This is a genomic window from Mesorhizobium sp. WSM4887, from assembly GCF_029625865.1.
Classification (GTDB): Bacteria; Pseudomonadota; Alphaproteobacteria; order Rhizobiales; family Rhizobiaceae; genus Mesorhizobium.
This window is the reverse complement of sequence record NZ_JARTVP010000002.1, coordinates 770,833-782,552: the sequence shown is the minus strand read 5'-3', so window position 1 is coordinate 782,552 and position 11,720 is coordinate 770,833. Positions and strand designations below refer to the sequence as shown.

Below are 11,720 nucleotides of genomic sequence, written 5' to 3'. Positions count from 1 at the left end.
TGATGCGCTGGGTGCTGCGGCTGTTCAGCCTGCTCGCGCTTGCCGGCTTCTCGGCTGCGGTCTGGTATGCCGGGCCGCTGATCCGGTATGCCGATACACGTCCGCTCGGACCGGTCTGGCTCCGGACAACGATCATCGGCGTGGCCGTCGCGCTGCTCGCAATCTTCTACGGCATCCGCTTCTGGCAAGCGCGCAAGGCGCAGAAGGCGATTGAGACGGGCATCGTTCGCAGCGGCGACCGCAACGACGATTCAGGGGTGCTCGAAGCGCGTATGAGCGAGGCCATCGCGACCCTGAAGCAGTCGAGCGGCAGGCGCAACTTCCTCTATGAGATCCCCTGGTACATCATCATCGGCCCGCCGGGCGCCGGCAAGACGACGGCGCTGGTCAATTCGGGGCTGAAATTTCCGCTTGCCCGCTCCGGCAATGCCCAGCCGCTGGCCGGGGTCGGCGGCACGCGGTCCTGCGACTGGTGGTTCACCGAGGATGCCGTGCTGATCGATACGGCCGGCCGCTACACGACGCAGGATTCGGATGCCGAGCGCGACAAGGCGAGCTGGCTCGGCTTCCTTGGACTGCTCAAGAAGTACCGCACCCGGCAGCCGATCAACGGCGTGATCCTCGCCATCAGCGTCGCCGATCTGATCGGCTTCGACGACCAGCAGCTCGATGCGCATGTCACCGAGATACGAAGCCGGCTGCGGGAGTTGCACGAGACGCTGAAGATCCAGTTCCCGGTCTACCTGCTCTTCACCAAGGCGGACCTCGTTGCCGGCTTCATGGACTATTTCGGCGATTTCGATGAAGTCCGCCGGCGCAAGGTCTGGGGTGCGACGTTCCAGACCACCGACCGCAACAGGAACATGGTCAGCGAAACCTCGGCCGAGTTCGACGCGCTGGCCAGGCAGCTTGCGGACGAGATCGCCGACCGCCTGCAGGACGAGGCCGATCCGGTGGCGCGCATCGCGATCTTCGGCTTCCCGGCCCAGTTCGCCGCGCTGCGAACCCGCGTCGTGTGGTTCGTCACCAGCCTTTTCGATGCCTCGCGGGCCCAGGTGAATGTCAGCCTGCGCGGCCTCTATTTCTCGTCGGGCACGCAGGAAGGAACACCGATCGACCAAGTGCTGGGCGCGATCGGCCGCAATTTCGGCAGCGCTTCGCAGGCGCATCTTTCGGGTACCGGCAAGAGCTTCTTCCTGCATGATCTTCTGGCGAAGGTGATCTTCCCCGAGGCCGGCTGGGTCTCGTTCGACAGGACAGCGGAGCGGCGCGCCAGGCTCGCCAGATTTGGCAGCCTCGCCGCGATCGCATTGGCGGCTTTTGCAGCGCTCGGCGTGCTGGGCCTCAGCTACTTTGCCAACGAGTCGCTGATCGGCTCCACTAGACAGGCGATGGCGCAGTATCGGGACGGCGCGGATTCGCTGCTCAGGAGCACGACAGTTACCGATGTCGACCTCGAAAACGTCATCGGCCCGCTCGATCAACTGCGCAATCTGCCGGCGGGATATGAGACCGCCGGCCAAACGAAGCCTATCGAGGAGAGTTTCGGGCTCAACCAGCGGGAGAGGCTTCTGTCGGCGTCCAAATCCGCCTATCGGCAGGCGCTGGAGCGTAGCTTCCGCTCGCGTCTGCTGGTTCAGGCGGAGCGCACGATCCAGGCCAAGATGGCCGACCCGATCGCGCTCTACGAACCGTTGAAGATCTATCTGATGCTGGGCGGCAAGGCGCCCAAGGTCGACGACGAGCTGATCATCTCCTGGATGAAGCAGGATTGGGAGGAAAACCGCTACCCCGGCGAGAACAACCGCGAAGGCCGCGCGCAGCTCGAAAAGCATCTGCGCGCCATGCTGGCGCTCGACGATGCCTACGACCCGGTGTTCGAGCTCAACCAGCCGCTGGTCGAGGCCGCGCAACGATCGCTCGGACGCATGAGCCTTGCCGACCGCGCGTCGGCGCTGATCAGATCGGCGGTCTATGCGGCAAGGCTCCAGGATTTTTCCGTTGCCGCCAAAGCCGGTCCGGAGGCGCAGCTGCTGTTCGAACGCATGGACGGCGCAGAGCTCGCCGACCTTGGCGTTCCCGGCCTCTACACCAAGGCGGGGTTCAACGGTTTCTACCTGCCGCAGCTCTCGCGCATCGCGCAAATGCTGGTCGATGACCAGTGGGTTCTCGGCGGCGGCGGCGAGCAGGGCGGCATCGATCAGGACCTGCCCAGGCTCGGCCCCGAACTCATCGATCGCTACGGCAAGGAGTTCGCCTCCGCCTGGAACGGCGCGCTCGACCAATTGAAATTCAAGGCGATGCTGAAGGACAAGCCGCAATATATCACGCTCTCGGCCGCCGCCTCGCCGGACTCGCCGCTGGACCGGCTGTTCACGGCCATTGCCGATGAAACCGCCCTGACAAAAGACGGCGCCGCCTTCGCAGGCGACACCGGAACGGCGCAGCAGGACCCGGTCGTTATGGCCAAGGGTCTCGCCCGCATCGGTCTGCAGATCGCCGGCGGCAAGTCGCAGAGCCGCGCCGGGGCAAGCTCGTCCGCCACGCAGAATGCCGGCGCCTCCGTCGAGGCGCAGTTCAGGCCGTTCCAAGCGCTGGTGAGCGGCTCCAGCGGTCGCCGCCCGCTCGATGCGCTGACGCAAAACTTCCACGACATCTACCAGAGCGTGAAGCTGGCAGCGGATGTCCCCGCGCAGACGGAGCGCGTCAACGCGAACCTGAAGCTGCAGATTTCGACGATGCGCGCCAATGCCTCGCGCCTGCCCAAGCAGCTCGCGCGCATGGTCAACGCGGCGGCGGACGAGTTCGAAGGCAATGTCGCCGAGACTTCGGTAGCCAACCTCAACCAGATGCTCGACGAGACGGTCACGCGCCCCTGCGAGGAAGCCGTCAACGGCCACTATCCCTTTGCCGGCGACGGCAGCGAGGAAATCTCTCTTGCCGATTTCGCCAAGCTGTTCGCACCGGGCGGCCTGATGGACCGGTTCTTTGCGCAGAACCTGGCGCCGCTGATCGACATGACAGGCCAGGACTGGACCTGGAAGCAGGAGGCCCGCTCCAGCCGCGACCTCGCCAAATCGACCTTGAAGGCGTTCCAGTCGGCGGCGGAAATCCGCAGCGCCTTCTTCCCCTCCGGCGGTTCGGCGCCGTCGGTCTCGATCACCTTCACGCCCTCCTCGCTGAACAGCGAGGTGGATAGCGCGGTGCTCAACATAGATGGGCAGACGGTGCAAAGCACGCAGGCCGGCAATGCGCCGAGCACGGTGACATGGCCGGGCGGCGGCGCTTCCGGATCCGCGAGCCTCAGCCTGACGCCGGAGATGCCCGGCCGCGAGTCCGCCCTCAAATTCGAAGGGCCATGGGCTCTGAAGCGCCTGCTGGACAAGGCGAGCGTCACCAGCAACGGCGCCGGCGCCGAGGCGCGCTTCGTGATCGGCGGACGCGACGTCGCCTACAAGATGGAGAGCGGCTCTGGCGCCAATCCCTTCCTGCTCCCGGCGCTGTCCCGGTTCAGCTGTCCGAAGGCATTCTGAGATGGCGCCGTCATGGTCGATCGGATCGTTCCCGAGCAGCACCGTCTCCCGCCTTCATTTTGATACTCTAAAGTATGCGCTTGTGGCAAACTGGCCTGGGCACGCGGCCCATCGTTCGTCACAGAGGACGCTCGCGAAGCGCTTGGTGGCAAATTGAGCACTGTCGCCCTTTCCATTGAGAGTTTCGGCGTCAGCCACAAAGGCTGTGTGCGCGACCACAACGAAGACAACTATCTGGTCGAGCAACAAGCCGGCCTTTGGGTGGTGGCCGACGGAATGGGCGGCCATGAGGCCGGCGAGGTCGCTTCGGCCAGCATCGTCGACCACTTGGCGACGATCGGCATTGCGAGCTCGGCGCCGGACCTTCGCGCCCGTTTCGAGGACCGGCTGAGCCGCGCCAATGCCGAGATCCGCAACATATCGCGTTCGCGCGGCATCACCATCGGCTCCACCTTCGCCGCCCTGCTCGCCATGGAGGGGCGGTTCGCGGGCCTGTGGGCCGGCGACAGCCGCATCTATCTGGTACGCGGCGGCGCTATCTCGCAGATTTCCAGGGATCATACCGAAGTCCAGGAGCTGCTAGACCGGGGCATGATCAGCGCCGAGGAAGCGCTCACCTGGCCGCGCCGCAATGTGATCACCCACGCCGTCGGGGTCAGCGACGAACTCGAGATCGATTTTCAGCAAGGCGAGCTGATGCCGGGGGATATCTTCGTATTGAGCACCGACGGGCTCACCGCGCATGTCAGCGACGCGGAGATCGAAGGGGCGGTGAAGTCCGCGCCGCCGCAAGCCGCGTGCGAGAAGCTGCTGGAGACGGTGCTGGCGCGCGGCGGAACGGACAATGTCACCATCGTGCTGGTCAGGATCGGCGACGGACGCAACGGACCGCTCGATGCGGATCGGTCCAGGGGCTGAGACAGATGAGCGACGACGACAGGACGCGGATTTCGCCGAACCTCGCAAATACTGGCGTCGGCACGCAGCTCAGCGGCATCTACGAGCTCGACGAGCGCATCGCATCCGGCGGCATGGGCGAAGTCTATCGCGGCCACAATATCCAGACCGGCGACCATGTCGCGATCAAGATCGTGCTGCCCGAGTTCGCGCGCGACCAAACCATTCTGTCGCTGTTCCGCAAGGAAGCCTCGATCCTCAACCATTTGTCGCATGACGCGGTGGTGCGATACCACGTCTTCACCATCGATCCGGGGATCGGCCGCCCCTACCTGGCGATGGAGTTCGTCGACGGCCAGTCGCTGTTCGATGTCATGCGGCGCGGCCCGATGGCGCCACCGGACGTGCGTCGGCTTTGCCATCGCCTCGCCTCGGGCCTGAGCGCCGTGCATCAGGCCGGCGCGGTCCACCGCGACCTTTCGCCCGACAACATCATCCTGCCGGGCGGCCGGGTCGAGCGGGCCAAGATCATCGACTTCGGCATCGCGCGCTCGGCGAATGTCGGCGGCGAGACGCTGATCGGCGGGAAATTCGCCGGCAAATACAATTACGTCTCTCCCGAACAGCTCGGCCTTTATGGCGGGGAGGTCAGCGAGCAATCCGATATCTACAGCCTCGGCCTGGTGCTGGCCGCCGCGCTGCGCGGGAAGCCGCTCGACATGAGCGGCTCGCAATATGAGGTTATCGAGAAGCGCCGCACCGTGCCGGACTTGTCGGACATCGATCCCGATTTCCGCGAACTCATCGAAGCGATGTTGCAGCCGGATCCTCAAGACCGGCCCGCCAGCATGGCCGAGATCGCCAGGGCAACGCGCGACGACGACCTCGACGCGACCTTGCCGCCGCCCGGATCGTTTGCTCCGCGCGAACGATCCGGCTTGCCACGCGCCGGCTGGACGGCGTTGCCAAACTCCAGTCCCCCGGCTTCTGCTGCCTCCGACGAACCGCGTTTCGTTCCGCATGTGCGGCCTGCGCACCTGTCGCAACCGAGGCCGGCGCCGGCGGCGGCTCCGGCCAGTGCCTCAAGCCGACCTGCGGAGCGAAAGCCCTCGCGGATTCCGGCTATAGCGGGCGGCGTCGCGGTTCTGGCAGTCCTGGCGGCGGCCGGCATCTATTTCAGCGGCGCGTTGGTCACTCCGCCTGCCGTTGAAAAGCCTGGGCCACTTACGCCGAAGCCGGCAGCAAAACCCGTCGCGGAAGCGCCCAAGCCGGTAGTGGAGGCATCGACGCCTCAGCCAGAGGCACCGCAACTTCGGCCGCAAGCGCCGGCCGAACCGCAGCCGGAAGCACCGAAGGCGGACAGCTCAGCCGCCGTTGAGCCGGCAAAGCCTGCCGCTCCGGCTCTGCCGCAACCGCAAGACACGACACAACCCGTCCAGAAGCAGGCCGAGACTGAGCAGAAGCCGACACAGCCTGCCCTATCGGCTGCGCCGCAACCGCAGGACAAGACCGCCCAGAAACAGGCGCAAGTAGAGACCGAGCAGAGAACCGAGCCGACACCGCCTGCCCCTTCAGAGAGCCTGGCCAAAAACAACCAGGCGAAAGCCTCGCAGCCGGCGGAGGCCGAACCGGCTCAGCCGTCGGTCGAGAACTTGCCGGCACCCCTGCCGAAAGCAGCGGAAAACCAAAAGCCGTCGAGCCCGACGGCGGAAGCTGCTGCGGCGCCGGAAGCAAAACCGCCGGCGACGAAACCGAGCGCATCCGACCTCGTCGACGCTCTGTCCAAATTGTCGAAGTCGAAGACGCCGGCGCCGCAAGTTACGGAAAACCAAAATCAGGCGCCGGCTTCGACTGCGCGCCAGCCGGCAGCGCCCGAAGCGGCTACTCAGCCGGCAAGGCCGAAAGTCTCGACCACACAACCGGCACCACTGCCGCAGCCACCGCCGGCCAACAAGCCATCTCAAAATACCGACGTCGCAATCAATCTGCCAAAGCCCCAGGTTCCGCCGCCGGCAAACAAAACCGACTCGTTGGCTCAGCGCGCCTCCTGGGTGCGCGACTTCAGCGGCGGCAATTGCTTCTACGCGACCCTGACATCGGCAACGGGCACATCCGCGGCCATCGAGGGATTCGGAACCGCCGTGCAGCCTTTCGAGCAACTGCTTGGTGCGTTCCAGTCCAGGTTCAACGTGGAGCCGGACATCAGCGTGCGCCTGATTACCCCATCACAATGCGGCGTACCCACCTTCCTGCACCTTCTCGACCGAAGCGAGGCTGAACGACCGCAGCTCGTGCTCGACCGGACATCGGTGCCGGACGGATCACCGATCAGCGGCACGCTGGTGACGCGCGGGGGGCTCATCTCCAGCGTGTTGCTGATCAACCACAATGGCACCGCCTTCAACCTCGACAGCCGCATGGTCGCGCAGCCGGACAGGGCGACCTTCAAGATCGCCATCGATCTCGCCGCTGACGACAAGGCGGCCGGCAAGGCTTTGCCTCAGGTCATCCTGGTGATCACCGGGCCACGGGACGTTCAGGCTGCGATGTTCGCGGGCCCGACCCCCGCCTCGGAAGTGCTGCCCCAGATCCTTAAGGAGATCCAGGCGGACTATTCCGGATTTTCGGCCACCGCCAAGTATTTCCGGCTTGGCGGATAGCGCGGACGCCGATGGTTCTCTGCCGCCTGCTCTCTTCCACCCTGTCCCAGTCACGCAAGGAGCGCGGACCGATCCGGTCTGTTGCTGATCGGATCGGCCGCATGAAGCTTGCTGCGCTTGCCGGCACGGCTTTGCTCTCCGTGCTATCCGTCAACAAGGCCCATGCCGAATTCACCGTCTGCAACCAGACGCTCGACGTTGTCAACCTCGCCGTCGGACAGAAGGTCGACGATGCCGACCAGACCGACGGCTGGTGGACGATCGGCGCCAACCAGTGCGTCAACGTCATCCGCGAGGAGCTGACCAACCGCTACATCTACATCTACGCCACGGACGTCTTCGGCCATGCGATCCTCACCGGATCGATCGAGATGTGCATCGACCGGCGCCGCTTCTCGATCCGCGGCATCGACGAATGCTGGCAGCGCGGCCATATCGCGGCGCGGTTCGTCGAGGTCGACACGCAGGAGCAGGTGCGCTGGACCTATTTCCTGAGCGGGAACGGTCCGTGACGCACAGCATCGACACGAGCTTCAAACTGAAGAAGCAGGCGCGCTTGGCCGAGCGCCGCCGCAAGCTGTGGCGCTGGATTCTTTCCGGCGTTGCGGCACTCGTCCTCGTCTCGGCAGCCACGGGTTTCTACCTCACACGCGATTACTGGTCCTTCGGCGACGAGGACGAGGAACTGCATCCGGTCGAGGGGATGGAAGACGTGCCGCCCGACGCTTCGGTCTATGTGCCGGCCATTATCGACCTCGCCGGCGATCCGATGTGGATCACGCTGGCGCCCGATGCCGACACGGCCAAGGGCAAGACCGTCGCGCGCCCGGCCGAGCTCGACAGTTCCGGCGCCTCGCCGCAGATCGAAATCCTGTCCGATGTGATGTTGAGCGCCAGCGAAAAATTCATGACGACGATCCCCTCGACGCAAGAGGATTTCGCCTTCTTCCAGGCGCAGCGGCAGACCGCGCCGAAATCTCCTGCAACGGCGCCGGACGATGAGCAAGCCGCCCCCCTCGCTCCGGGCGCAGCCGACGACCAGCAAGGTGATCTTGAGAACGATCTTCAGGCCGCACCCGACGAGAGCGAAGCCCCTGCCAGTTCAGCGCCCAAGGCGGATGCCGATGATCGGGAAGCGGGCTGGGGCGAGACCGTCGACCAGGGCGAGGCCGCCCTTCCCGCTTTCAAGAAGACCCAGATCGAGAACAACACGACCGTTGCGACAGTCAGCAGCGAATACCAGCGCTTCGAAGCGACCGAGGACACATTCGTAAAAATCCTCAACGACCGCAGCCTGGACAGCGTCGTCGCCGATGCGCATTTCTCCGCCGACGACGCGAAGCTGGCGGGCGAAGCGCTGAAGACGCTGTTCAACCGTGACGGGCTGGGGGCGGGCTTTGTCGTGGCGATGCGCGGATTCAGGCCGAACCGCGAGACCACCACCATGTCGCTTATGCAGGTCTCGATCTACGCCAGGAATGTCTATGTCGGCACGCTGACGCGCAATGCTGCGGGCGCGTTCGTGTCGGGCGTCGACCCGTGGGTGCGGGAGGACCTTTTCAACTATTCAGGCGCATCCGACGAAGGCGGGCCCAAGCGCCAATATCGCCTGCTCGATGCGATATATTCGACGGCCGCCCGCAACAAGGTTCCGACCAGCGTGATCGGAGAGGCCATCATGTATCTGTCGCGAGGACAGGATCTCGACGCCTTCGCCAGCGAGGACCAGCGGCTGGTGCTGATCTACTCGCAGACGCCGCGCGGCCAGGGCGAAATCTCAGGACGGGTCCTCTATGTCGGCGTTCAGGGCACGGAGAAGACGCTCGACTGTTTCGTCTTCCAGCAGAGCGACGGCCAGTATGCGTGCGTGACGGGCAATGACGAGGTTCGCTCGCTCAACGTCACCAACGGCATGGTCACGCCGGTGAGCGGGGTGATGACCTCGACGTTCGGCCCGCGCAAACACCCGATCCTGGGCACCGTTCGCATTCATAAAGGCGTCGACTGGGCCGCTCCGGTCGGCACGCCGATCATGGCCGCCTTCGACGGCGAAATCACCTTCCAGGGCGATGGCGGCAGCTATGGCAATCTGGTGAAGATTACGCATGCCAACGGGCGCGAGACGCGCTACGCGCATATGCAGAAATTCGCCATCGCGAGCGGCGTCGGCACCAAAGTGAAGGCCGGCGACGTCATCGGCTATATCGGCACCACCGGACTTTCGACCGGCCCGCACCTGCATTTCGAGCTCTACCAGAGCGGCCAGGCGATCGATCCGCTGGGTACGGTCACCACGGTCGCCACCTATGCGTCCGGCGGCGCCGGCGGCGGCTACGGCGATGCTGCCGTCGAGACGCTGACCGACCGCATCGTCCATGTCGAAAGCGGCGGCAAAGCGCGAGCCAAGAACCCGCTCTCCTCGGCGACCGGTGCCGGTCAGTTCATCACCAAGACCTGGATCCGGATGATGAACACCTATCGGCCCGATCTCGCCCGCTCGCTGTCGACCGCCGACCTGCTCGCGCTCCGCTACGACGCCACGCTGTCGCGCGAGATGGTGCGCAATCTGGCGCGCGAGGGCGAAGCCTATCTTCGCGCCCGCGGCCACCAGATCACCGCCGGGCGGCTCTATCTCTGCCATTTCCTAGGCATGGAAGGTGCTGCCCAGGTTCTGGCGGCGCCCGGCTCGGCGCAATTGAGCGCAGTGCTCGGCTCCGCCGTGATCCAGGCCAACCCTTTCCTTACCGGAAAGACCACCAGCTACGTTGTCGACTGGGCCGAGCGGAAAATGGGTCAGAAGGTGACCCGCTTGGCGTCGTCCGATCAGAACCAGCAGACGACCACGACCCAGGTCCGACAGACATCGCCGGAGTTCGAGAAATACAAGCAAGCCGTCACGGCCCTGATAAGCTCGATCCAGGCCACCCTTTGAGGCCCTGTCGCGCTACCGTCGGTCGCTGTTCGCAGCGTGAGTGATTCGTGCGGCTTATTCCGTCCTGATCCGCATCTCGACCCGGCGGTTGACCGGATCGTAGGGATCGGCGACGCGCGGGTGCGACTTGCCGAGACCAATAGCTTCGAGCCGGGTGGCCTGTACGCCGTTGGCGGTCAGGAATGCGGCAACCGATTTCGCCCTGCGCTGCGACAGCTCCTGATTGTAGCGATCCGAACCCGAAGCATCGGTGTGGCCTTCGACAACGAAGCTGAACGAACTCAACCGGTTGTCTTTCAGCGCCTTGGCGAACTCGTCGAGCTCGGTGCGCGCGGTCTGGTCGAGCTGGGCGGAATCCAGCGCGAAATTGATCATCATGTCGAGCCCGGTTTTGGTCGGGGCCGCGGTCTGGTCGTTCTTGCTCTTGCACTCTTCTTCAGTGCCGACGCAAATCCCGCGCGTCGCGCCGAGATTGCTCGCGCCGGTGAAGAACTTCACGATATCTTCGGATTTCTGAAGCGGATCAGCGGAAACGTGCGTCGAAAAAAGCACGGCCGCCAATGCAAAGGCTGAACTGGCCCACCGCATGACCGTTACTCCCTGTTTGAGCGGATCTCGCTGCGGCGGACGATAGCAAATCTCGCGACGATTGTCTGTGAACAAACACACGCTGCGAGCGCTCGTCATTTGCTAAGCTAACGCTTGACCAGCGCCTCCGCCGGGGCTTCAGTGTCTCTATTCCTAATAAGGGCGTGGCAGCCATGGCGAGGGGGCTCCGGTTCAGGACGGCGCGGGATCTCTTCAGCGCTTGCCCCGCCATCGCCCGGGACATGAAAGCGGTCCCGACAGACCAGCCCTCGATCGAGTTTTGCCGGGCGCTGCTCGCTGGACGCGTTCCGGAGGAGGCAATCACCTTCTGCGCCTATCTTCTGCCGGAGCGGGCCGCGATCTGGTGGGCGCATGAGTGCCTGAGCAACCTTGCCGAGCTCCTCGGCGACAGGGACCTCGAATTGCTGGCGCTCGTCGGCGACTGGGTCGGCGAACCCGGCAACCCCGACCATCGCGAGGCGGTGGCCCAGGCCGTTGAGGTGCCGCCCGCGACGCCGGTTTCCTGGATCGCTTTGGCAGCAGGCTGGCGCGACGGCGACTCGGGCGTCGATCAGGCGACAGCCGAATTTCCGACCGCCCATGCCGTCAGCGCGGGGATACTGGCAGGCCTTGCGCGGGTATCGCTCGCGGACCGGTTTACCGTGCTTTCAACCTTCGTCGAAATGGGCATCGAGATGGCGGAGATGGAGGCGCAGCAGCAATCGGCCGATGCTTACTAGCCAAGCCTGCTCAAACTAGCCAAGCCTGCTCGAATGTCGGCGATCACGTATAGCCGCCTTGCGCCCCTTGGGGTCAACCTCCCCAGCCGCCGCCACCACCACTATTGCCGCCGCTACCGCCTCCGCCCATCGCTGGAATAACTGGAGGCGGAGCTTCAGTTGTTACCTCCGCCGGTTCGATCGGCTTCTTCGCGGTGACCTTCTTCTGCTTGATCACCTTTGGCGTGGTCGTTGTCCGAACGACTTTTTGCTTCGTCATCGGCTCCGATTCGACCTGGGGCGTCACGGCGGTGCACCCCGCGACAGCCAGAACTCCAGTTAGGAATGTTGCGATGATTGCCAGTTTCGATGCCCTGCCCACCATTGCCTC

General features: G+C 64.7%; 8 protein-coding genes. 6 read left to right on the top strand and 2 right to left on the bottom strand.

The features are described from left to right. The first annotated feature begins 2 nt into the window (after positions 1 to 2). The 5 genes from tssM (at position 3) to P9230_RS12115 (ending at position 10,022) form a co-directional block, all read left to right on the top strand. Positions 3 to 3,533, top strand: a complete 3,531-nt coding sequence (gene tssM, locus P9230_RS12135; protein ID WP_278119178.1) for a type VI secretion system membrane subunit TssM — start codon at positions 3 to 5, stop codon at positions 3,531 to 3,533. Between the two features lie 153 nt (positions 3,534 to 3,686). Beyond that, positions 3,687 to 4,451: a protein phosphatase 2C domain-containing protein gene (locus tag P9230_RS12130; protein ID WP_095826991.1), complete on the top strand. Its 765-nt coding sequence runs from the start codon at positions 3,687 to 3,689 to the stop codon at positions 4,449 to 4,451. 5 nt (positions 4,452 to 4,456) lie between these two features. Next, complete coding sequence (locus P9230_RS12125) at positions 4,457 to 7,090, top strand: serine/threonine protein kinase (protein WP_278119175.1); 2,634 nt, start codon at positions 4,457 to 4,459, stop codon at positions 7,088 to 7,090. 101 nt (positions 7,091 to 7,191) lie between these two features. Beyond that, positions 7,192 to 7,602, top strand: coding sequence for a DUF1036 domain-containing protein (locus tag P9230_RS12120; RefSeq protein WP_066989410.1), 411 nt, complete (start codon positions 7,192 to 7,194; stop codon positions 7,600 to 7,602). Then, a complete protein-coding gene (locus P9230_RS12115) occupies positions 7,599 to 10,022 on the top strand; it encodes a peptidoglycan DD-metalloendopeptidase family protein (RefSeq protein WP_278119174.1) in 2,424 nt (807 codons plus the stop codon). The genes P9230_RS12120 and P9230_RS12115 overlap by 4 nt, the downstream gene beginning before the upstream one ends. A gap of 54 nt (positions 10,023 to 10,076) precedes the next feature. Here the strand turns inward: P9230_RS12115 and P9230_RS12110 are convergent, their stop codons facing one another. Continuing rightward, positions 10,077 to 10,610, bottom strand: a complete 534-nt coding sequence (locus P9230_RS12110) for an OmpA family protein (protein WP_278119477.1) — start codon at positions 10,608 to 10,610, stop codon at positions 10,077 to 10,079. Between the two features lie 173 nt (positions 10,611 to 10,783). Between P9230_RS12110 and P9230_RS12105 the strand changes: the two genes are divergently transcribed. Next, complete coding sequence (locus P9230_RS12105; protein ID WP_278119172.1) at positions 10,784 to 11,350, top strand: hypothetical protein; 567 nt, start codon at positions 10,784 to 10,786, stop codon at positions 11,348 to 11,350. Between the two features lie 73 nt (positions 11,351 to 11,423). Here the strand turns inward: P9230_RS12105 and P9230_RS12100 are convergent, their stop codons facing one another. After that, complete coding sequence (locus tag P9230_RS12100; RefSeq protein ID WP_095825726.1) at positions 11,424 to 11,714, bottom strand: hypothetical protein; 291 nt, start codon at positions 11,712 to 11,714, stop codon at positions 11,424 to 11,426. Between the last annotated feature and the right edge of the window lie 6 nt (positions 11,715 to 11,720).